The organism is Casimicrobium huifangae (assembly GCF_009746125.1).
Taxonomy (GTDB): Bacteria; Pseudomonadota; Gammaproteobacteria; order Burkholderiales; family Casimicrobiaceae; genus Casimicrobium; species Casimicrobium huifangae.
In genome coordinates this window covers 1,622,191-1,644,792 of sequence record NZ_CP041352.1, presented here as the reverse complement: position 1 = coordinate 1,644,792, position 22,602 = coordinate 1,622,191, and the positions used below count along the sequence as shown (strand labels likewise).

At 62.4% G+C, this 22,602-nt stretch carries 19 protein-coding genes; 10 read left to right on the top strand and 9 right to left on the bottom strand.

What is annotated here, in order from left to right:
- Nucleotides 1-54: 54 nt before the first annotated feature.
- The 3 genes from FKL89_RS07545 to FKL89_RS07535 form a co-directional block, all read right to left on the bottom strand.
- The gene (locus FKL89_RS07545; protein WP_156862179.1) at nucleotides 55-2,109 is read right to left on the bottom strand and encodes a serine hydrolase domain-containing protein; all 2,055 of its coding nucleotides are present in this window, start codon (nucleotides 2,107-2,109) and stop codon (nucleotides 55-57) included.
- 347 nt (nucleotides 2,110-2,456) lie between these two features.
- Entirely contained in the window at nucleotides 2,457-4,256 is a 1,800-nt protein-coding gene (gene ggt, locus FKL89_RS07540; protein ID WP_156862178.1) for a gamma-glutamyltransferase, read from the bottom strand.
- The gene (locus FKL89_RS07535) at nucleotides 4,253-4,783 is read right to left on the bottom strand and encodes a GNAT family N-acetyltransferase (protein ID WP_156862177.1); all 531 of its coding nucleotides are present in this window, start codon (nucleotides 4,781-4,783) and stop codon (nucleotides 4,253-4,255) included. The genes ggt and FKL89_RS07535 overlap by 4 nt, the downstream gene beginning before the upstream one ends.
- A gap of 148 nt (nucleotides 4,784-4,931) precedes the next feature.
- Here FKL89_RS07535 and FKL89_RS07530 point away from each other — a divergent pair, with 148 nt between their 5' ends.
- Nucleotides 4,932-5,978 (top strand): DEP domain-containing protein, encoded by a 1,047-nt coding sequence (locus FKL89_RS07530; protein ID WP_156862176.1) that lies wholly within the window; start codon nucleotides 4,932-4,934, stop codon nucleotides 5,976-5,978.
- A gap of 16 nt (nucleotides 5,979-5,994) precedes the next feature.
- Here the strand turns inward: FKL89_RS07530 and FKL89_RS07525 are convergent, their stop codons facing one another.
- The 5 genes from FKL89_RS07525 to FKL89_RS07505 form a co-directional block, all read right to left on the bottom strand.
- On the bottom strand, nucleotides 5,995-7,188 hold the full coding sequence (locus tag FKL89_RS07525; RefSeq protein WP_156862175.1) for a type II secretion system F family protein: 1,194 nt from the start codon (nucleotides 7,186-7,188) through the stop codon (nucleotides 5,995-5,997).
- A gap of 43 nt (nucleotides 7,189-7,231) precedes the next feature.
- Nucleotides 7,232-8,725: a GspE/PulE family protein gene (locus FKL89_RS07520; RefSeq protein WP_156862174.1), complete on the bottom strand. Its 1,494-nt coding sequence runs from the start codon at nucleotides 8,723-8,725 to the stop codon at nucleotides 7,232-7,234.
- 72 nt (nucleotides 8,726-8,797) lie between these two features.
- Nucleotides 8,798-10,999, bottom strand: coding sequence for a type II secretion system secretin GspD (gene gspD, locus FKL89_RS07515; RefSeq protein WP_156862173.1), 2,202 nt, complete (start codon nucleotides 10,997-10,999; stop codon nucleotides 8,798-8,800).
- A gap of 61 nt (nucleotides 11,000-11,060) precedes the next feature.
- The gene (locus FKL89_RS07510; RefSeq protein WP_156862172.1) at nucleotides 11,061-11,666 is read right to left on the bottom strand and encodes a hypothetical protein; all 606 of its coding nucleotides are present in this window, start codon (nucleotides 11,664-11,666) and stop codon (nucleotides 11,061-11,063) included.
- Nucleotides 11,641-12,015, bottom strand: a complete 375-nt coding sequence (locus FKL89_RS07505) for a YkgJ family cysteine cluster protein (RefSeq protein ID WP_162527435.1) — start codon at nucleotides 12,013-12,015, stop codon at nucleotides 11,641-11,643. Before FKL89_RS07505 ends, FKL89_RS07510 begins: the two co-directional genes overlap by 26 nt.
- Nucleotides 12,016-12,132: 117 nt before the next feature.
- On the opposite strand from FKL89_RS07505, the gene FKL89_RS07500 reads away from it, so the two are divergent.
- The 7 genes from FKL89_RS07500 to FKL89_RS07470 all read left to right on the top strand — a co-directional run bounded on the left by FKL89_RS07500 (nucleotide 12,133) and on the right by FKL89_RS07470 (nucleotide 18,883).
- Nucleotides 12,133-13,185 (top strand): ABC transporter ATP-binding protein, encoded by a 1,053-nt coding sequence (locus FKL89_RS07500; protein ID WP_420361141.1) that lies wholly within the window; start codon nucleotides 12,133-12,135, stop codon nucleotides 13,183-13,185.
- 43 nt (nucleotides 13,186-13,228) lie between these two features.
- Entirely contained in the window at nucleotides 13,229-14,512 is a 1,284-nt protein-coding gene (locus FKL89_RS07495; RefSeq protein WP_156862170.1) for an ABC transporter substrate-binding protein, read from the top strand.
- Nucleotides 14,513-14,524: 12 nt separating this feature from the next.
- Nucleotides 14,525-15,394, top strand: a complete 870-nt coding sequence (locus FKL89_RS07490; RefSeq protein WP_156862169.1) for a carbohydrate ABC transporter permease — start codon at nucleotides 14,525-14,527, stop codon at nucleotides 15,392-15,394.
- 2 nt (nucleotides 15,395-15,396) lie between these two features.
- Nucleotides 15,397-16,233, top strand: a complete 837-nt coding sequence (locus FKL89_RS07485) for a carbohydrate ABC transporter permease (protein WP_156862168.1) — start codon at nucleotides 15,397-15,399, stop codon at nucleotides 16,231-16,233.
- Nucleotides 16,230-17,090, top strand: a complete 861-nt coding sequence (locus tag FKL89_RS07480) for an endonuclease/exonuclease/phosphatase family protein (protein WP_156862167.1) — start codon at nucleotides 16,230-16,232, stop codon at nucleotides 17,088-17,090. The genes FKL89_RS07485 and FKL89_RS07480 overlap by 4 nt, the downstream gene beginning before the upstream one ends.
- A gap of 4 nt (nucleotides 17,091-17,094) precedes the next feature.
- Complete coding sequence (locus FKL89_RS07475; protein ID WP_156862166.1) at nucleotides 17,095-18,138, top strand: WD40 repeat domain-containing protein; 1,044 nt, start codon at nucleotides 17,095-17,097, stop codon at nucleotides 18,136-18,138.
- Nucleotides 18,139-18,277: 139 nt separating this feature from the next.
- Nucleotides 18,278-18,883, top strand: a complete 606-nt coding sequence (locus FKL89_RS07470; RefSeq protein ID WP_156862165.1) for a Yip1 family protein — start codon at nucleotides 18,278-18,280, stop codon at nucleotides 18,881-18,883.
- 119 nt (nucleotides 18,884-19,002) lie between these two features.
- On the opposite strand, the gene FKL89_RS07465 is transcribed toward FKL89_RS07470, so the two are convergent.
- Nucleotides 19,003-19,575: an RNA pyrophosphohydrolase gene (locus FKL89_RS07465; protein WP_156862164.1), complete on the bottom strand. Its 573-nt coding sequence runs from the start codon at nucleotides 19,573-19,575 to the stop codon at nucleotides 19,003-19,005.
- 459 nt (nucleotides 19,576-20,034) lie between these two features.
- On the opposite strand from FKL89_RS07465, the gene FKL89_RS07460 reads away from it, so the two are divergent.
- Together FKL89_RS07460 and FKL89_RS07455 are read left to right on the top strand one after the other, a co-directional pair.
- Entirely contained in the window at nucleotides 20,035-21,531 is a 1,497-nt protein-coding gene (locus FKL89_RS07460; protein ID WP_156862163.1) for a hypothetical protein, read from the top strand.
- 193 nt (nucleotides 21,532-21,724) lie between these two features.
- Nucleotides 21,725-22,600 carry a formate dehydrogenase accessory sulfurtransferase FdhD gene (locus FKL89_RS07455; RefSeq protein WP_156862162.1) on the top strand — a complete coding sequence of 292 codons (876 nt, stop codon included), beginning with the start codon at nucleotides 21,725-21,727 and terminating at the stop codon, nucleotides 22,598-22,600.
- The last annotated feature ends 2 nt before the right edge of the window (nucleotides 22,601-22,602 follow it).

The window sequence follows — 22,602 nt, the reverse complement described above, 5'->3', positions numbered from 1 at the left end:
AGTTTTGGCGCCCTGACCGCGAGTGTCGCAAGCGTCCCTCACATCATGTCAGCGTCATGGTAACGCTGCGCCGCATCGTGTGTTCAGGTAGTTGCGGATTGAGGTCCAGTCGTTGCGTGGCCCGGCAATGGTCAGGCCATTAGTCACTGAGGTATTGCGTGCGCCCAACAGCGTGCGCAGCAACAGCACGCCGTCCACCGCAGGATCAACCACGCCGTCGCCATCGATGTCGACGACTTTGGTGGTGATGAGATCACGGGCGTTCTTTTCGGCACGGTCGTAGGTGGTGGTGGCCGACGAGGTCGCGCCAACTGTACTTGTCGCAATCCCGGCGCCGCGATTGCCCTGCATGGCCCGCAGGATCATCAACCCATCGGCGACACCATTGCGTGTGCCGTTGCCAGCGCCATTGACATCGAGATTGCAGGGCAAGGCGATCTGGTCGCTCCACAGATCAGCCGCGGCTTCAAGTTGCGCGCGCTTCGCCGTGTTGCCGTAAATTGCCCGCATCTGGGTAAAGATGGAGTTGCTGGTGCTCGGGTTGGTCAGGGTCGCGCCGTTGTTTTCGCTGACGCGATTGCCTTGCAACAGGCACCAGTATTTGGTCGCCGCTGGTACGCTGGTCGCGCTGCTGCACGAGCCGTAGTCCCAGTCCGGGCTGGTGTTGAGCACCACGGTCCAGTGCATCGGCGTGACGTCGTCGAGCTGATAAAACGAACGCGTACCGGGCAAACTGCCGGTGTGACCAACGAAGTAGCCGAGCAGTTGATTGGTCGCCGTCACCCGCCACTCGGTCACGCCGGCGCCATAGCTGTAGCGGTAGCTGAAGTTGTTGGCACCACTGGTTCCGCTCGACAGCGTCGGGCCCTCGAACAGCGAATCGGAGCCGCTGACATTGCTCGCGGGAAAATCCAGCAGATGGGGCGCACGCAACCGGAGCTTGGCGCTTTGCAGCATGCGCAGATACTCCTGCGCGGAAAACACCCAGCCGCCCGCACCGCCGTAGTCGTGGGCGCGATAGTTGTTCGGCCGCGGGCCCACACAGCCCGGCGGTGAGGGCGTGCCTTCATATAGCGCGCACCAGTTGGAATAGAGCGTGGCAGCCGGGTTGCTCGCGATCGGCTGGTCGTAATAGGCGTTGATCTCGGCGTTGGCGCTGTCGCCGGCATACCAGCGCGCCATGTTGTCGCTCTGCGCCAGCCGCGGCTTGTCGATACCGAGTGGGCGCAGCACTTTGTTGAGCACGTAGTCCTCGTAGCTCATGCCAGAGCGGATTTCAATGACGCGCTCGGCCCAGCAGTAAGCGATGTTGGTGTAGTACTGGTAGTAGCTGCCACCCTGCAGCGGCGGGCTGCCCGGCACATAGTGCAGCTTGCGGCGCGGCAGGTCGATTTCGATGTGCCGTTTGCAGGTCTTGACCCACTCCTGAAAGGTCGCCACGTTGTACGGATAGGGCCAGGGTTTCACGGTACCGGGCGGATCGGCGTAGTCGATGATGTCCTGCGGCTGCCCTGAGGGCGTGGACAGTGGGGCGCCACGTGCGAACCCGGCCTCATGGTTGACTAGCTGCTTGACGGTGACGTTGAGCATGTTCGCATCCGCCGGGGCGCCCGCGAACGCCGTCGTGGACGCGTCTTCGCGCAGGATCGCATAGGCGGAATCGCTCATCGCCAGCTTGCCATCAAGCACTAGTTGCTGGATGGCAAGGCCAGTGACCAGCTTGGACAGGCTGGCCATGCGGAAACGGCTGTTCGGCTGGGTGGTCTGGTACGCCGGTTCGTTGTACGTTCGCGACACCATGTTGACAGTGGCTGTAATCGTCTGCAACGGCCGCTCGGTGGTGCTGGCAGTGTATCCACGCACGAACACGATGCGGCCGCCGTGGCCCACCGCGAGTTGGGCGTTGGGCACGTTGGCGTTCAGCATGAACTGCGTCATGATCGCGTCGAGCTGCGCGTAGTCGGCATTCGGCGTCGTCGCGTTTACCGGCGCCGGGCCAGGGTCACCGGTGATGGTGTAGGCGGCGTGCGCGGCAAACGTCGCCACCGCGGCGACAGCGCAACCTGCCCGTACGACCGCTCGGCGCAGCAATGGCTGCTCGCAGTTCATGGCGTTCCCCTCGCATTCCCGTCACGTCTGATCGTGGATTGTGGCGTCGCCAACCGGATTGCAGCAAGGTTTGCGGCGTTACAGTGCGTTACCTTGTGCTGCGTCTGTTGCACCAGTTGCACCGCTATCGCCGCGATCCGCGTGTCACCCGGTAGCAGTATCTTTTCGTTGAAACGTCTGCTGATTAAGGCATGACAGCGAAAAAAGCGCAAAGTCGACTTTGCACCTTTTCACCGTTTGAGCCCAATTCGAATGGGCTTTTCACCTAAAAGCCGTTAGCGAAATTTGTGTGATGCCAAGGCAACGGCAGACGGTACGTCAGCAGCAGAGCGCTTCCCCTGCTCACGTCAATCGCCCAGCACAATCCCTTCGCGACGCGGGTCCGCGCCACCGCGCCATTGCCGCCCAGCCCTGCCATCAGTCCGCTGCAGGATATGCAGGCCGCTGGTGAAGTCGATCACGCTGAACGTGTGGCCACGTCTTTCGAGCTCCGGCTTCAGCGCCTCCAGCGCCGTGCCGCGCTCAATCTCGGTCGGGCCGTTGCGCGAGCCGAAGTTCGGCAGATCGGCCGCCTGCTGCGGCGTGAGCCCCCAGTCAACCAGCGCCACGATGCTCTTGGCGACGTAGTTGATGATGGCGCTGCCCCCCGGCGAGCCGGTCACGATCAGTGGTTTGTTCTGGCGGTCATAGACGATGGTCGGCGCGATCGACGAGCGCGGCCGCTTGCCTGCTTCGATACGATTGGCGACGAGTTGCCCGCCCTCTTGCGGCACGAACGAAAAATCGGTCAGCTCGTTGTTGAGCAGAAAGCCGCGCACCATCACGCGCGCACCAAACTGGTCCTCAATCGTGGTGGTCATCGCCACCGCATTGCCGTAACGATCCACGACCGAAATGTGCGAGGTGCCCGACGCTTCGATGGTTGCATCGGGCGCCAGCGCAACCTTGCTGCCAGGCGGCGTGCCCGCCTCGGCGCGCTTCATGCTGCGCGAAAGGTCGATCTGGCTGCCACGTAACTTGAGGTACGCCGCGTCCAGCATGCCGCGCGGAATTGCCACGAAGTCCGGGTCGGCCAGATAGCGGTTGCGATCAGCGAAGGCGAGCCGTCCCGCCTCGGCAAACACATGCAGGCTGTCGGGGGCGTTTGGCCCCCAGGCAGCCAGCGGGAAGCGCTCGACCAATGACAGTATTTGCGCCACCGCGATACCGCCCGAAGACGGCGGCGGCATGCCGCAAACGCGCAGCCCACGATAGGGTGCGCACACCGGGTCGCGCTCGAACACGCGATAGGCACTGAAGTCCGCCTCGGTGAGATCGCTTGCGCTCGCTTGCGCGCGAGCAACACGCACGATGTCCGCCGCAATGTCGCCATCGTAGAACGCCTTGGCACCGCCATCGCGAATGGCTTTCAGCGTGGCGGCGTATTCCGGGTTCTTGAGCGCATAACCAACCGGCCAGGGTTCACCGTCAGGTGCATAGAAGTAGGCGCGCGACGCCGGGTCGAGCTTCAGAAAGCGCTCGCCCTTCAACTGCATGTTCAGCCTGGGGCTGACCGGAAAGCCCTGCTCTGCCAGCGCAACGGCGGGCTCGAACAACTGGCGCCACGGCAGACGACCATGCTTGCGATGCGTCTCGGCGAGCAGCGCGACGGTGCCGGGCACGCCGACGGCACGACCGCCCACCACGGCGTCATAGAACTTGAGTGGCAACCCGTCGCTACCGATGAAGCGTTCCGGCTTCGCTGCGGCCGGCGCCGTCTCGCGACCATCGTAGCTGCGGGTACGGCCAGTTTTGACGTCGTGCAGGACGATGAAGGCACCGCCGCCGAGGCCGGAGCTCTGCGGCTCGACCAGCCCGAGCACCAATTGTGTGGCGATCGCCGCGTCGATCGCGCTGCCACCCTGCCGCAGCATCGCGTAACCGGCCTCGACCGCCAGCGGGTTGGCCGCAGCAACACCCTGATGCCGGAAGCTCAGGCCCTGCTTCGCGCTACGTCCGGTCGCAGCTTCGGGTGCCTGATTCTGCGCAGCCGCGAGTCCGGCATGCGTGCTACACAGCGCGAGCAGTGTCAGTGCAGCCAGACGCCTAAGAATGTTCGTATTCGGTGTTCGTCTGCCGAGCCGGGCGGCCGTGTGCCCGCACGTCATGCGGCCCCCTGCGCGGGCGCCGTGCCGTCACCCAGACCCAGCGAACGCTGCATGAAAACGGTGTCCAGCCAGCGGCCAAACTTCCAGCCGGTTGAGCGCAGCGTGCCGATGTGTTCGAAGCCCATCGCGGTGTGCAGGCCAATCGATCCGGTATTGGCCGAGTCACCGATGACCGCAACCATTTGCCGGGCACCCGCCGCTTCGCAACGGGTCAACAACTCCGCCATCAGCAAGCGGGCAATGCCGCCACGGTGCGAGCCCTTGTCAACGTACACGGAATTTTCAACGGTGAAACGATAGGCCGGACGTGGCCGAAACCAGTTGGCATAGGCGTACCCGACGACGCGGCCGGCGTCCTCTGCCACCATATAGGGCAAACCCTTTGCCAGCACATCGGCACGCCGTTTCGCAATCTCGTCAACCGTTGGCGGCTCGAGCTCGAAGCTGCCGGTACCGTGGGTCACCCAATGTGCATAGATCGACTGGATGGCAATCAGATCGTCGTCGGTGGCGTTGCGCAGCAGCATGGGAGTGACAAAGCGGAAAACAATCGAATAGTATTTGTACCGCAGAAGCGGCGCGCACGTTGTAAGGGCGATACCGCCGCCGCGACTCAGGCTTGCCCCTCGAAGGCTATCTGCGCGCGGCAACAAGACAAAAGTACCGGACCACGCGATGCTCAAGATCCTCCTCCTTTGCAACGACCCTGTCACGCTCGCGCTCATGCGCGCGAGCGCCGACGCGCTGAAAGGAGTGCTTGATGCCTTCGACGATGCGGCCGACCTGCAACGCAAACTCAACAAGGGCACCAACGGGCTCCCGGTTGCCGTTGTGCTCGACCTCGCTGCCCTTGCTGCGCGCGGTATCCGTCTCGCCAATGCGTGCACGCGGGTACGCCAGACCTTGCCTGATGCGAAGATTGGTGTGATTGCATCGGCAACGCACTGGGTCGATGACGTCATCGTCGAATGGGCCCGCGAAGCGGGAGCCGACTACGCCGTCGCCCAGATCAACCCCTGGCGCTGGAACATGACTGGCGAGCGGCTGCTCAACGAACTGATCGGCGACCGCGATACGGTTGACGCCGCCATGCGCCGCATCACCCCCTACGTGCGGGCCGCTGCGCAGACCACCAGCGGCGGCGCGCAGGCTCGCGTCATCGCCGCCGCCGAGGCCGATGGCATCGACCTCGCGGCCCTCGCCTTTCGCATGCAACGCTCCGGCGGTGTCAACATCGCTGACCGCAGCTATTTGCTGCGCGTCTACCCGGAATGCTTCGTGGCCAGCGAAAGCATCGTCTGGCTTGAACGTGCCCTGCGAATCGACCGGGAGAAGGCCATTGCCATTGGCCTGGCGCTACAGGCGGCGGGGCTGATCTATCATGTGGCGCGCGAACAGATCTTTGACTATGGCAACTATTACTTCCGCGTTGCGCAGTTGCCGCCGCGCTGGACGCTGGACCGCTTTTATTCACTGGTGCGCAGTGACGCCGGTTTCAGCGTCGCCGACCGCACGTCTCGCGGCACCGCCTATGCCAGTTGCTTCGTGGGCAGCGAGGCGGTGGACTGGATGCTGGTGCAGAACTACACGCTCAATCAGGCGATGAGCTGCGGTCAGCGCCTGCTCGATGTGTCGCTGGCGCACCATGTGCTCGATGAGCATCCATTCAAGAACGACAAGCTTTTCTACCGCTTCTACCGCGACGAGCAGCGGCTGGAGTAGCCGCACGCAGGGGCTATCAGCGCACGGCTGAGTTGAGCGTCACGATCGGCAGCATTACGGCCAGCACCAGCAGCAGTACGACGCCGCCCAGCACCAGGATCATCACCGGTTCCACCAGTGTGGCAAACCATTGCAAACGGCGTTCCAGCCCCTGCCGCTTGAGGTGGGCAGCTTTGGCAAATGCCGCAGCCACACCACCGACGGCTTCACCATGCCGCAGCAGCTCCAGCGACATGCCGTCGAGCGCCTGCGCCTCGGTAAATGCCGTGGTTACCGCGCTGCCGCGCTCGATCAGGTTGCGCGCGGCGTCAAGCCGCGTTGCGTTTGATGCAAAACGGGCTGTGGTCGCTGCCGCAACCATCGCCCTCGGCAGTGGCACAGCGCTCTCCACCAGCATCGCCAGCGTCGTCAGTACGCGCACCTCGTCGGCGCTCTGAGCCAGTGGCCCGAGTAGCGGCAGACGTTGCAACAGGGCCAGCCCACGCTGGCGTAACGGGCCACGCAACGACCAGAGCGCGAACACCGATGCCGCCAGCAACAGCGCGATCAACCAGATTCCGTACTGGCGCAGTCCGGTGGCCACCAGAAGCAAGCTGCGGGTCAACCAGGGAAGCTGCTGTTTGGTTTGCGCGAAGGCGGCAACGATTTGCGGCATGACAAATACCAGCAGCGCCACAATCACAGCAAGCGCCACGACGCCCACTACCGCCGGATAGACCATCGCGCCGACCAGCTTGCCGCGCAGCGCATCGCGTTCTTCCAGATAGTCGGCGAGCCGCGCCAGCACCCTTGCCAGATCACCCGCCTCCGCACCCGCCACGACCACCTGGCGTTCGACCAGTGGCAGCAACTTTGACGCTTTTCCGAACGCCGATACCAGCGGCTCGCCGCCGTCAAGGGCTGCGTGCACCGCGCGCAGTTCTGCGGCTACGGTCGGCTGCGCGCTGCTTTGAGCCACCGACTGCAACGCAGCAGGTAAAGTCACGCCGCCGTCAATCAACCCGGAAAGTTGACGCACGGCGAGTGCCCGGTCAGCGCTGCTGATGCGGCCGTTAGCGTCAACCGCCGGCGCATCCGCCTTTGGCACCAGACTGAGGGCAGTCAACCTGCGGGCCGCCAGCGCTTTCAGCGCTGCGCGTTCGTCCGCCGCAGCAAGTTCGCCGTGCTCGCGACGACCGTCAGCATCGACTGCCTCAAACGCAAAGCGCATGGCTAGACGTTCCGGACACTGCAGTGAAGCACGGCAAAGGGTCTCACAACGTCACCACGCGTAACACCTCCGCCAGTGACGTACTGCCGTCGGCAAGCGCCGGTGCCGCGTCCGCCGCCAGCGTGGGCCACCCGGCATCAATGGCAATGTTCTCAATGTCGGTATCGGCCTTGCGGTTGTGAATGGCGTTGGTAACCTCAGCGCCCGCTGGCAACCAGCGATACAGGCCCATGCGCCCACGGTACCCGCTGCCACCGCACACATTGCAGCCGTCGGCAGACCAGAGCTGTACGAGTCCAACCGCGCCGCCGATACCGTGGGCGGTCAGTAGCGCCGCTTCATCGGCCGCAACCGCGTGCACCTTGCGACAGGCGACACACAACTTGCGCACCAGGCGCTGCGCCAGCACGCCGCGTAGCGAGGACGCAATCAGATAAGGCTCAACGCCCATATCGGTCAGCCGCGTGATGGCGGCCCCTGCCGTATTGGTGTGCAGCGACGCGAGCACCAGATGCCCGGTCAGGCTGGCCTGAATGGCGATTTCAGCGGTCTCACGGTCGCGGATTTCACCGACGATAATCACGTCGGGATCGTGGCGAAGGATGGAGCGCAACGCCCGCGCAAAACTGAGTTCGATTCGTGGATTGACCTGGGTTTGCGCCACACGGTCGAGCGCATATTCCACCGGGTCCTCCACGCTCACCACGTTGAGCCGTTCGCGATCCAGCTCGCTCACCGCGGCATACAACGTGGTGGTCTTGCCCGATCCAGTCGGCCCGGTGACCAGCACCAGCCCATGTGGCATGCGTACAGCGCTGCGCAGCGCTTCCAGCACCCGAGGTTGCAAGCCGAGCGCAGCGAGGTCCAGCCGGGCAGCGCTCGTATCGAGCAGGCGCAGCACCACCCGCTCGCCATGCTGCGTCGGCAAGGTCGCGATGCGCACGTCAACGCGGTGGCCGGCGATGGTCACCTGCAGTCGGCCGTCCTGCGGCAATCGGCGCTCGGCAATATCCAGAGCCGCCATCACCTTGCAACGGGCGACCAGTGCGGCGTGCGTCGCAGCATCGGTTTCGCGCACGTCGGCCAATACGCCATCGACCCGGAAACGCACGCGTCCTCCCCGATCGGTGGCATCAAGGTGAATGTCGGAAGCCGCCGCTGCCAGTGCATCGCGCAGCAGCTCGCTGACGATGCGTACCGCCGGTGCGTCATCCGTCAGTGCGGCGCTGGCCAGCAAATCCTGCTCATCACGCTCAGGGGACGACCGAGCGATCGCAGATGCGCTGTCTGTGGCTGGCGCCGGTCGTGCGGCGCGTGAATAAGCGCTCGTCAGCAGCGAACGAAACTCTTCGGCGGAGACAGACTGCGCCCGCAACGGCCGACCGAGGCGCTGGCGGACCGCCGATAGCGACGCCACGGTCATATGCGGCGCTGTCGCGACCGCGATGGCATTGCCTTCATCAGCCACTGGAACCACACCGAATTCCTGTGCCAGTTCGAATGGCAACTGTCCGGTCAGCTTCGCGATGTCAGTCATGATTCGCCGCGTGCGATGCAGTCACCGTCGCGGCAGCAGCCGCAAAGGCGCCGGTGGGCAGCGCGCGATGTCTCATCGCTTCGGCGTACCCGGTGTCGGAGCGCTGGCAGGTGGCAGAACGGCAGTACCCATCGGCAGCGTCGGGTTGCTCATTTCCGGCAGCATGGGACGAGCGTCGGGGGTAACTGCCTGCTGGTCGAGCCCGAGAACGCGATAGCGCTCATTGCTCAACACGTTGGCTTGAGCGGCACTGCGCAGCACGGTCGGACGCAGGAACACCATCAGATTGGTTTTCTTGCGGCTACGGGTGTCGTAGCGGAACAGGTTGCCCAGCAAGGGCGCATCACCAAGCACCGGTACCTTTTCCTGGTCGGTGGACAGGCTCTCCTGCAACAAGCCACCGAGCACGACGATCTGGCCATCGTCCGCCAGCACCGAGGTCTCCAGCACCCGCTTGTTGAAAGTTGACAGGCCGGCAGCATCAACCGCGCTGGCCGTCGAAGGCGCCACACTGGACACCTCCTGATAGAGCTGCAGGCGAATCGCGCCCCCCTCGGTGATGAGCGGTTTCACGCGCAGGATGAGGCCGACGTCCTTGCGATCGAAAGTGGCGAACGGTGTCACCGAATTGTTGGCGCCGGACGAATTGGCGTACTGGCCCGTCAGTACAGGCACCGTCTGGCCGCCCGAGAAACGTGCCTCTTCATTGTCGAGCGCCAACAGGGTCGGCATGGACAGGATATTCGCCTGCACGTCACTCTGCAGCGCCCGCGCCAGCAGGCCGAGATTCAGTATCTGTTTGCCGGCGATGGTCACCGCGCCACGCACCAGGCCCACGTTGAAACCCTGGGCGACGGCCGCCGGGTTGGCGGCAACGCCCAGGATATTGGCGGTCGTGGTCCCGTTGGTGCTGCCGAAGTTGGTACCACCAAAACCCTGCGTGCCGCTGCGGTTGATGCCATCGAGCGCCTGCCACTGAATGCCGAACTCGGCAGCGCGATCCGCCTGCACCTCCGCAATCAGCGCCTCGATGAACACCTGCGCCCGCCGTACGTCGAGCTGCTCGATCACCGTGCGCAGGTTGTTGTAGACCGGGGTGGGCGCGGAAATCACCAGCGCATTGATGGCGGTGTCGGGATAGACCGTCGCGCCGCCAGCGGTAAACGCCGTGTTGGTGTTGGTCGACATCTGCGGCAGCGTGCCGGCCGATTGCATCGACGAAGCGCCAGTCAATGCTGCCGTTGCTGCTGCCAGCGGGTTCTGCGGTGTACTGCCAGTAGCTGCCGCCGTTGGCAGCAGTGACGACAGGGCGGACGCGTTGCCCGACGCATTGCTGCTGGAACCGGTGCTGCTGCCGCCCTCAGCCCCCAGCACGCGGCGCAAAGTGGCTGCAACCTGCGCAGCGTCGGCATGCTTGAGGTAAACGATACGGATGTTGCCCGGCGCCGCCGTAGGGCGATCAAGCTCCTGAATCAGCGTTTTCACGCGTGCCAGACGACCGGCGTCTTCGCTGCGCACGATGATCGAGTTGCTGCGGGCGTCGGCAGTAATCAGCAGGCGATCCCGCGACTCGGTGGCGCCATTCGCGTCCGCAAACACCCGCGTCAATGTCGCCGCCACGTCCAGCGCATGGGCGTGATTCAGCGGCACCAGCTCCGGCGCTGCGACACTCGGTACGTCCAGTCTGGCGATCACTGCCTCGACCTTGCGGATGTTGTCGCTGTAATCGGTAATGATGATGGCGTTGCCCGGCGGGTACACCGTCAATGCATTGGCGGCAGCCACCAGCGGGCGCAATGCGTTGATAACCTGGCTGGCACTCTGGTGAGCGAGTGGAATCACCTTGGTGGCGATGGCACCGCCAGCGTCGACGCCAATAGGCGTGGGTAAGGCCTTCGCGTCAACCTCAGGCACTACCCGTACTACGCCGCCTGGCCCTTCCACCGCAGCAAAACCTGCCATGCGCAAGGCGGAGAGGAAGGTGGGATAGGCCAGCCCCGGCGCGACGCCTTTGGCCGACTGGATGTTGATCTTACCCTTGACCTTGGGATCCAGCACAAACGTCTTGCCGGTCAGCTCGCCAACTGCTTTGGCGACGACATCGATATCGGCATCGACAAAGTTGAGCGTGACCGGCGTTTGCGCCTGCAGCTGCGGCACGGGCGCAATTGCACCAAGACAGGCGGCGATACACGCCGCAAGCAGCGAACGCGACAGGCGGCGTGAAAACGGAGGCTTGGTCATTCCGGAAGGGAAAAATCTGACGCGATTCATTTCGCCAGTTTACCGCGCCGTCGCTGTTGGAAAACGCGCCTATCGCCCCACCGCAGGCAGGCTAGCCGGCGTTCAGGCGAAATCGCTGTACCTGTTTGTCGTACTCTTTCTCGACGTCTTTGGTGATTTCAACGCCATCGAAGCGAATCACCCGCCCGCCCTTGGCTCGGCAGGCGCTGCGCTCATACTGGCAGGGTCCCATCGCCGGAAAGCGTGCACAAATGCGTCCAGATTTCTCCGGAAACACGATGGCCGCCCGGCTCTCTTCACCGACTTTGCCCGTCACGCACTCATAGCGGGTCGTGCCGTCGGGCGTCACTGACGGAGCCAACGCGATCTGGACCGCGCTCATCTGCGCCCGCGCGGGCGCTACCGCCCCGGTGCCAGAACCGACACTGGTCGCCCGCCCATCAGTGGGCGGGATCGCGGGGTTGGCAGAAACCGTGGGCGCCAGCGCCTCGCTGGTAGATGCGCCCGCCGGGGCGATAGACGCTCCAGCGGCAGTTCTGGGCTGCAATGCGGCAGGATCCTCAGCGGGAACCACGGGCGCCTGCGTGCACCCGTTCAACGCCAAAGCGAGCGCGGTGACCAGCCACCACTTGCACATTGCCGGCGGCCGGTGCAGTGGTGGCAATGCAGTGTCAGGCCGACGGAATGAAACTGTCATCACCCTGGTGCTTCCTTTCAAACTTGATGAAGTTGAAATAGCCACAGGTAGAGCCGTTCGGATAGTCGCGGCAAACCTGCGGGCGCCCCTCGTAAATGGTGCAACGGCGTTCGTCCTGATCGAAGAACATGCACATCGACTTGTAAATGTGATCCTTGCGGTGCCGCAACACGCGGATGGTCTCGTCCTCGTGAACGACTTCCTTGGTAAAGCGGTCCCTCGCTTCGTCCACCGCGATGCCGTGGTGTTTTGCCAGCCGCTTGACGTCCGACGGCTTGGTCTCGATGTAATCGTAGCTACAGCAGTACCCCGGACACTGCCCGCAGTCGTAAGTGTTCTTCTTTGTCATGGTTGCGATTTCGAAAACATCGGGCCGGATGATAGAGGACTGTCGCCGCGCCGTCATAATTGTTGGCTTGAATTGCGGGTTTTCCGAAAGCTGCCAAATGTCGCGAGTACTTGTTGCGTGAACACTGATCAGCGTGCTGCCTCCCCAAAGACGGCCAAGATAGAGCTGCGCCAGGTCGGCAAGCAATGGGGCGACGTCGTCACGCTGCAACCATCAAGCATCGTCATTCCGGAAGCGAGTTTCACCGTGCTGCTCGGACCATCGGGCTGTGGCAAGACCACTACGTTGCGCCTGATTGCAGGGCTGGACGTCGCGAGTCGCGGGCAAATCCTGATTGATGGCCACGATGTCACGGTAGCACCGCCATCCAAGCGCGGTGTAGCCATGGTTTTCCAGAACTACGCACTGTTCCCGCATCTGAGCGTTGCCGACAACATCGTGTTTGGCCTGCAGGTACGCGGCGCCTCGCGGCAGGAGCAGGCCGAGCGCCTGACCCGCGTGCTGTCCCTGCTCAGCCTGGAGAAATTGCGCGACCGCAAGCCATCGCAACTGTCCGGCGGCCAGCAGCAACGCGTCGCACTGGCTCGCGCGCTGGTGGCGGACTCGGGCATCTGCCTGATGGACGAGCCGCTGTCCAATCTTGACGCACAGTTGCGACAGGAGATGCGTCAGGAGTTGCGGGCGTTGCAGCAAAAACTCGGCCTGACGGTTGTCTACGTCACTCACGATCAGACCGAGGCGATGAGCATGGCCGATCAGGTCGTACTGCTCAACCACGGTCGCATTGAGCAAATAGGGACGCCACGCGAGATTTACGCCAAACCTGCTTCAGTCTTCGCCGCGCGCTTCATCGGCACGCCGCCGATGAGCATCATCTCGCTGGCCGGCTCTGCCATCAGCGGTTCAACGCAGACTGTCAGCGCACCCGAAGCGGCAGTGAGTATCGGCCTGCGCCCGGAGGAGGTCGCGCTCGACGGCGATGTTGCAGCAACCGTCCGCGAGAGCGAGTATCTTGGCGCCGACTGCCTGCTGCGTTGTCGCATCGGTGATCAGGAAATCGCTGTACGGGCACCAGGCCAGAACCGATTTGACGCCGGGCAGGAAGTGCGGCTCGGCTGGCCTGTCAGCGCCGTACACGCATTTGACGCGCAGGGCCTGCGCTTGCCATGATCCCGACCACCCACGCAAACCATTTCACCCGGAGGAAGATCCCATGAAACACTCATTTGCCACCTGTGCAGCCGCTGTGGCGCTCGCGCTGGGCGCCAGTGCTGTACAGGCGCAGTCAACCGAAGTTCCGTTCTACTTTCCGGTCGCCGTGGGCGGACCGATCACCAAAATCATTGACCAGTTTGCGACGGATTTCAACAAGGAAAATCCATCGATCAAGGTATCGCCCATTTATGCGGGTAGCTATCAGGACACCATCGTCAAAGCGCTCACCGCCAACAAGGCCGGCACGCCACCGGTCGCCTCGGTATTGCTCTCCACCGATACCTTCACACTGATCGATGAAGACGCCATCGTCCCCATCGACAACTTCGTGAAGACGCCTGAAGACAAGGCCTGGCTGGGTGGCTTCTACAAAGCCTTCCTGCTCAACGGTCAGATTGGCGGCAAAACTTGGGGCGTGCCGTTCCAGCGCTCGACCGTGGTGCTTTACTGGAACAAGGAGCTGTTCAAGGAAGCCGGGCTCGACCCGAACAAGGCGCCGCAGACCTGGGCCGAGATGACCAGCATGGCGCAGAAGCTCACCAGGAAGGACGCCAGCGGGAAGGTGATGCAATACGGCGTGCAGATTCCTTCGAGCGGTTTTCCGTACTGGCTGTTTCAGGGCCTGACCACTCAGAACGACGTAATCCTCGCCAACGAAGCCGGCACCCAGACCAAGTTTGACGATCCGAAGGTGATCGAAGCACTGCAATACTGGGTTGATCTGTCGAAGAAGTACGGCGTGCATCCGTCCGGTATCGTGGAATGGGGCACCACACCGAAGGATTTCATGGAGAAGAAGGTCGCCATGATCTGGACGACCACGGGCAACCTGACCAACATCCGTACCAACGCCAAGTTTGACTTCGGTGTAGCAATGTTGCCGGCCGGCAAGAAGCGCGGTTCTCCGACCGGCGGTGGCAATTTCTTCATCTTCAAGAAGGCCACGCCGGCGCAGCAGGAGGCGGCGTTCAAGTTTGCGAAATGGTTGACGCAGCCGGCACGCGCCGCACAATGGGGCATTGATACGGGCTACGTTGCGGTCTCGCCCGCTGCGTGGGACACACCGGCACTCAAGAAATACGCGGCCGAATTTGCACCTGCCGCGGTGGCACGCGATCAGTTGCAGTACGCAGTGGCTGAGCTTTCCACGCACGACAATCAGCGCGTGACCAAAGCCTTCAACGACGGACTGCAGGCCGCACTCACCGGCAGCAAGACCGCAGAGGCTGCGATGAAGGACGCGCAGAAGGAAGCCGAACGTCTGCTGCGCAGCTACAAGTAAGTTGTACACCCCGTGAACGCGCAAAAGCAGGCACACGCCTGGCTGCTCCTGCTGCCAGCGCTGACCTTGCTAGTCGCGTTCACGCACTATCCCGCCATCGCCACGCTGATTGACAGCTTCATGTCGACGCCGAAGCCCTACCGGGCGTCGGTGTTCGTTGGGATCGACAACTACGCGGCGATGGTGGACGACCCGATCTTCTGGCAGGCGCTGCGCAACAACCTGTGGTTTGCGCTGGCCACTATTCCCCTGTCCGTCGGCCTGGCACTGGCAATGGCGCTCTGGGTCAACGGCAAGATCGCCGGGCGCGGTTTCCTGCGCATGGCGTACTTCACGCCTACAGTGTTACCAATGATTGCGGTGGCGAACATCTGGCTCTTTTTCTACACGCCGAGTTATGGCCTGCTGGAGCAAATTGGCAATCTGTTCGGATTGCCTTCACAGAACTGGCTCGGCGACAAGGCCACCGCATTGGGCGCCATCACCGCGGTTGCGATCTGGAAGGAGGCTGGCTTCTTCATGATCTTCTATCTCGCGGCACTGCAGGGAATCAACCCGAGCTTGCGCGAGGCCGCCGCCATTGAGGGCGCCAGCCGCTGGTTCTTCTTCCGCCGCGTGCTGTGGCCGTTGTTGATGCCGACCACGATTTTTGTGCTGGTCAACGCCGTCATCAACGCCTTCCGCATGGTCGATCACGTGGTCGTGATGACGCGGGGCGGACCGGACAACGCCACCACGCTACTGCTCTACCACCTCTACGAAGTCGGCTTCAAATTCTGGGACCAGGGCTATGCGGCAGCGGTGACCGTGGTGCTGCTGGCCGCGCTGGCCACCGTCGCGCTGGTGCAGTTTTTCGTGCTTGACCGCAAGGCGCACTACTGACCATGGCCGATGCAATCGCTTTGAGGCAGGCCAATCCGGCTGGTCAATGGCTGGACACGTTGGCAGCGTGGGGGCTGGCGATCCTGTGGATTCTGCCGCTGGCCTACGCGGTGTGGACCGCCTTTCATCCCGCCGAATTTTCCGCGAAGTTCTCACTCACGGCGCCGCTGACGCTGGAAAACTTCGCCCGTGCGTGGGAAGCAGCGCCGTTCGCACGCTACTTTCTCAACACCACGCTGCTGGTGAGCCTGATCCTTGGCTCGCAACTGCTGCTGTGCACGCTCGCTGCCTACGCCTTTGTGCGCTACGAGTTCCGTGGCAAGAACGTGGTGTTCGCGCTGGTACTGGTGCAGCTGATGATCATGCCGGACGTGTTGCTGGTCGAGAACTACAAGACGATGAGCCGGCTTGGGCTGATCGACACGCTGTTTGGCATTGGTTTGCCCTACTTCGCCTCGGCATTCGCCATCTTCCTGCTGCGGCAAACGTTCAAGGGCATTCCGAAGGAACTGGTCGAGGCCGCCACCATGGAGGGCGCCAGCACGCTGCAGATCCTCTGGCGCGTCTATGTGCCCCTCGCGAAGCCTGTGTACGTGGCGTTTGCGCTGGTATCGGTGAGCTATCACTGGAACAACTTTCTCTGGCCGCTAGTGGTGACCAATTCGGTCAATTCACGTCCACTCACCGTGGGCCTGCAGGTATTTGCGTCGGCCGATCAGGGCATTGACTGGTCGATCATCACCGCTGCGACACTGCTAACTGCGGCGCCACTGCTGCTGGCCTTCCTGCTGTTCCAGCGACAATTCGTGCAGTCCTTCATGCGTGCCGGCATCAAATGAAAATCCTGACCTGGAATGTGCAGTGGTTCTGCGGACTGGATGGCGTCGTCGATGTTGCACGGGTTGTCGCGCATGCGCGAGCTATGGCGGATTTCGATGTGCTCTGCCTGCAGGAAGTGGCCATCAACTATCCACGTCTCGACGGCAACGCGTCGCAGGATCAGCCGCAGCAACTACGTGAATTGCTGCCCGGCTTTGAAATTTTCTTCGGCGCTGCGGTAGACGAGCTCGCCCCTGATGGCAAATCGCGGCAACGCTTCGGCAACCTCATTGCCACCCGTCTACCGGTGGCGCAGGTGCATCACTACACTCTGCCCTACCCGGCCGATGCAACGCCAGGGGGCGTACGCAGCATGCCTCGCATCTGCGTGTCGGCGACGGTGCTGACGACGATCGGGCCGGTACGTTTCATGACCACGCACCTTGAGTTCTACTCGCCGGCAATGCGCATGGCGCAGGCTCGCGAGCTGCTACGCCTGCACGCGCAGGGCTGCGCGCTGGCCGCGCATCCACCGCTGCTCGACGACACCGGTTCACCATTTCAGAGCAAGCCGCATACGGCGCATTGCATCCTGACCGGTGACTTCAACTTCGAGCCGGACAGTGACGAGTACGCGTTGCTGCAAACGCCACAGGTGGGCGCCAGCCGGCTGGTCGATGCCTGGACACTGGTGCACGCTGGCACGCCTCACGCGCCGACGTTCCGGCTGTATGACCGTCGCTATGGACCAGAACCCATTTCCTGTGATTTCCTGTTTGTCAGTGATGGGCTGGCGCCACGGGTGCGTCGCGTGGACGTCGATCTGGTGACTCGGGTGTCGGATCACCAGCCGGTATTGCTTGAAATCGCGACCTAGCGCAGTGAAGTGCCACTTCGCTGGGTGGATCCCGGCCCTATTCGCCTCGGCCCTTTCTGCTGCCGCGCTTGCGCAATCGTTTACCTCGCGCGAGCTGGTTGACGTAGAGTTTGTCGACAGCAATGGGTTGGCCATTCTGGTCAGCAACCCTGCGGCGCGTGCCCCGGGGCTCTACCATTGGGCGCACCGTGCCTCGGGGCCCACCAAAGTATGTGCACTCGCTTCGCCAGCGAGTTTCTCGTTTGATCGTCGCTTTATCATTGAACGGGTACGCGGTGAGCCATCCATCGTGAACGTTTTCGATGTCCGACGCTGCCGTCGTGTCGCCCATATCCGCGTCCCCGGCAGCATCGTGGTGGACGCCGACGCACACGGCAAACAGCTCGCCGTCGCAACCCGCGACAAAGACGGCAACCGCAAAGTGCGGCTGTTCACCTTCCGCGGCAAACAGCTCGCGGAAACGTCCGTGGGCGTCAACGTCGAGATGGGTTTCTCGCCAGACGGCAAGGCGCTGGTGAATTTCGATCTGAGCGACAAAACGGACGCCCGCAGCGGGATCTGGACGCTACCGCGACTGAAGCGTGCGCCGGCGCCGGCATGGGCAATCGAGGGTGAAACGACCTTTGTGCAAGGCACGCGTTTCGTCAAGCGCTACGCAGCAAATTCGCTGTCGGTGGTTCGCTGGCCAGACGGTCGCCGCCTGCACACGGTGGCGGCCGGCCAGAACGCGCGCCTGCGCGCGCTGTCCGGCAACGGACGCTACGGTTTGCTGCATCAGCGCCAGGAACAACTTGAGTCGCTCGACTGGATCGATTTCGCGACAGGGCGGCGCCTCACCATCGCCAGCGGGCCGCACGGCGGTATCGATCACGCCACCATTGACGCTACGGGCCGATCGTTCGCCTGGACCGAGCGCTCCGCAGGCAGCGACAACCGGGTCACCGTCCGCAAGGCCAGCATCGACGTCGAAGGGACACCTGTCATCCGTCCAGCCAATCCACTCGATGCGATCGGGGAGAAGCCCGCAAGCGCCGTGAGCCAGCCATAGCAGGTCATCGCCTGCGCATCTGTTCAGTACCGTTTATCCGTCATACACTCACGAGACTGCGGCGGGTGACGCTTTCCCACGGCGGCTTTCGTCTTATCACTGACACCGATTCCAACCATCTTTTCAGGGGAACAGTACGATGGATCTAGCAAAGTTGATCGAGCGCGCAAAGGGCATTTGCCTGTCGCCCAAAGCTGAGTGGCCGAAGATTGCCGCAGAGACGACCGACGTCAAGTCACTCTATGTCGGTTACGCCGCGATCCTCGCCCTGATTCCGGCCATCTGCGGTTTCATCGGCATGACGGTGATCGGCGTGTCGATGCCGATCGTCGGCACCATCCGCACCCCGATCGCGGCAGGCCTGGCTCAACTGATCATCGGCTACGTGCTTGGCCTTGGGGTCATCTATCTGGTGGGCATGATCGTCAATGCGCTGGCACCAACGTTCAGCGGCGAAAAAAATCTGATCCAGGCGCTGAAGCTGGTGATCTACTCATCGACACCGGTGTGGATTGCCGGCGTGCTTTCGCTGATCCCGATGCTCGGCGTCTTGACTATCATCGCCGCGCTGTACGGTCTCTATCTTCTCTACATTGGCCTGCCTGTACTGATGAAGAACCCTGAGGACAAGTCGATCGGCTACACGGCGCTGATCGTCGTCTGCTACATCGTTGCGGCGCTGATTGTTAGCGTGGTCATTGGCGCGCTTGCGGGCGGCGCCGACATGATGCGCGGCCGCTTCTAAGCTCCGTCGCACAGTGGTCCGGCAACGCGCCGGACCAGCGCAGAAAAGGCCGCAATTGCGGCCTTTTTTATTTCCGGTTACGGCAGCCGGCCTTACCCGCCGCGCGCGTGCTGCCCGGCCTACTCGCGCGACTGCGACTGCGTTAGCGGCAATTGATAGCCCTCCGGTGGCGAGTGCATTGCAGGCCCATACAAGCGCTCGCGCCGCGTGTAAGGCTTGCCCTGATGCAGAAAGCGCTCAAGCTCGTTCAGCGCCCGCCGGTAGACGTCGCGCTTGAACTCGATCACACCGTCGAGATCGACCCAGTAGTCATTCCACCGCCAGGCATCAAACTCGGGTTTGGTATCGGCGCGCAGATTCAGGTCGCTATCGCGCCCGGTCAGCCGCAGCAGATACCAGATCTGTTTTTGCCCACGATAATTGCCGCGCCACTCACGCTTGATCCACGTGGAGGGCACTTCATATCGCAACCAGTCCCGGGTTCTCCCGAGAATCCTTACATGTTCCGGCCGTAAGCCAACCTCTTCCTGGAGCTCACGGAACATGGCTTCCTCCGGGCTTTCGCCAGGGTTGATTCCGCCTTGCGGAAACTGCCAGGAATGCTCACGTATCCGCTTTCCCCAAAAAACCTGGTTTCTGTGATTGGCAATCACAATGGCGACGTTCGGCCGGAAGCCGTCTTTGTCCAACATACGTCACCCAAACACTTCTATTTGCAGTGATTGTCACACAAGGTTGCCACTCGCGCTTACTCCCGCAAAACCGTGGCGTCCTTGACGCGGAACAACTTGACCCGCACAAAACGACTCTCGCAAGATCGCAAGCAGCTTTTAGCCAGAAGTCACGCTACATTTTGGGTTTGAAGGCGGAAATTAGCAAAGTTGACTTTGTCGATTTCTGCGTGCTATCCCTTATTCTTAAAGCGTTTATTGCAAAAAGGTGATGCGCAGTGCGGCCAATGCAAACGGATCGCAACCCGTCTACGGGCGTTGCCTTTTCGTGCCGGTGAGTCCCTGCAGGCGGACACGCCGGAACACGCAGTGACGGCAGCGGTACATCGTGTTGAAATTGTGTCGCCCTCAATTTCCCAAAATCCCTGCACCACCGAGGCAGGCGCCTCTTCCCTGCTTCGCTTGACCTCCGATTGAGACATGCTGTTGTCGCGCCCCAACCGTTCCACCCCGTGCCATCCCCTTCCGACCGCCGCCAGCGGCGCCCGCCGCAACAACGCCAGCCGATGCTGGTCGGCGGTGACACTGCTCGCCACCGTGTTCGCCGCAACCACGGCGTCCGCCGCGCCGCCCACCATTGGCGACGCGACGGCCTCATCGGCTGACTTCACCGTCGCTGCCGTCAGACCGCCGGACTCATACACGCCGTTGATGGGGTCGTTTCTCATGTTCGGTGCAGACGCGCTGGACTGGACCTCCTACTCGTTCTGGAGATCGCTTGCGGGCAACGCCCCGCGCGATCAGGCGCTGCAGAGCATGTACGCTGGATACGCCACGGTGGCCGGGTTCCCGGCTTTCCTGCTCAACGAAGAGATCATCGCGAAGTTCTGGGTCAATCTCTTTGGCACGGCACCAGACAGTGCACAAAGCCTCTTCTGGACATCAAGACTCAACACCTACGATGTGACGAGCCCGACCACCAGCAAGGGACGGGTGATGGCCGATCTGATCGATTTCACAATGACAGGCACCGCTGCGGCTCTAGTGCGAGTGCGTAACCGCCTGAGTGCGGCGCAAATGATCAAGTACGAAACCGATACCGCGACCGAACAGGGCAGCACCACCGACCGCAACGTGGTGCTGAATGCCTCGCGCGCCAGGTTGCAGCCGATCACTGATGCACTCTCGACGCGGGACGCTGCCGTTGCCACCCTGCCACGGTTGCGCTGGGTGATCGAGCAAAACGGCATCGCGCCCAAAGCGACCTTCGATGCCGCAAGCGGTGAACTGGTCGTCAATGGCACCGAAATGGTGGCGCTCGCTGGTGCCAACAACGACATTGATCCGACCAAACTCACTCTCTATGGCGAAGGCACCGCCTATCCCCTCACCTCCAGTGGCGTCGAGATCACCAGCGCGACACAGTTTCGCATCACCCTCAATCAGGCGGACCGTCAGGGCTTGCTGACACGGCTCAACCGCGACGGCACTTCGTCAAAAGGTAACGTGAGTTATCTGCTGGCCGCCACGCCCGGCTGGAACACCGCGTATGGTGCCGCACAACCGCAAGCGGCACTCACCGGAACCCGGATCAGCGTGAGTAACGTGGCGCTCCTGAACGTGGACAAGAGTGACGCCACCGCTTACGACGCCGCGACTGACGGCGTGCTGCTCCTGCGTTATCTGCTCGGCCAGCGTGGCGCCGCGCTGATCGCGAGCGCACGCGGCACCGGCACCACGCTGCGCGATGCAACCGCGATTGAGACGTATCTGGCCGGGGCATTGCCCGTGTTTGACGTGGACGGCGACGGGCAGACGCTGCCGCACACCGATGGCCTGATGATCCTGCGCCGGCTGTTGAATCCGGGCGCTGCCACGACCGACGTTGCCGCGATGGCAGCCATCACCGCCGGCGCCAAACGTGGCAGCCGTAGCGATGTCGAAATCGTCAATCTCATTGATGCATTGACGCCCTAGCAGCCACTCCCTCGCAACAAACGACTTTTTCGTGAAAAGCCCATCAAATAAGGGCTCATGGGGTCAATTGACTACTTGTCGACTTTTGCACTTTTGCTCACAAAGCCCATATCCAATGGTCATTCCATAGAAAAGCTGATGGACTTTCCGCAGGCAACAAGGACAACTGCGAACCCGTCGCTAACATGCCGGTATGCCCACACACGATGACAAAATTCACCGCGATCGACGTTACCGCCCGCAGCTTAGCCAGAGTGCCCGCCCGGCCACCTTTGAAGTCGCCACCCGCGATGAACACGGCAATGCCGGCACCGCCGCCATCGCTGGCGAGCATCCGTTGACGGTTTACGTCGACAAGCGCGAGATCCTGACACTGATGACGCTCGGCGCGGCGCCGGAAGCGCTGGTCATCGGCTATCTGCGCAACCAGCGGCTGGTGGACTCGATTGAAGACCTCGTTGCGGTACAGGTGGACTGGGAAGTCAACGCCGCCTCGGTCTACACCCGCAACGGTCTCATCAATCTCGAAGAAAAGATGGCGCACCGGACCAAAACCACCGGCTGCGGCAGCGGCACGGTGTTTGGCGACCTGATGGCAGACATCGACGCGATCCACCTGCCCGCTGCCGACGAAAGCGTGCAGCTGACGCAAAGCACCCTTTACGCGCTCGCCGAGCTGGTACGCAAGCACGAAACCATCTACAAGCAGGCAGGCGCCGTGCACGGCTGTGCGCTGTTCAACACAAGGCCTGAACTGCTCTATTTCGTCGAGGATGTCGGCCGCCACAACGCCGTGGATGCCATCGCCGGCATGATGTGGCTTGACGGTGTGGACGGCAGCGACAAGATCTTCTACACCACCGGTCGATTGACCAGCGAAATGGTGATCAAGGCCGCGCAAATGGGTGTGCCCTTCCTCGTATCGCGCTCCGGGGTCACTCAGATGGGATACGAAATAGCGAAGCAGGTGGGCATGACAATGATCGGCCGTGCGGTGAACAAGCATTTCCTGCTGTTCAACGATCCCGGTCGCTTTGTTTTCGATGCCACTGCATCGAAGGACGAATGACG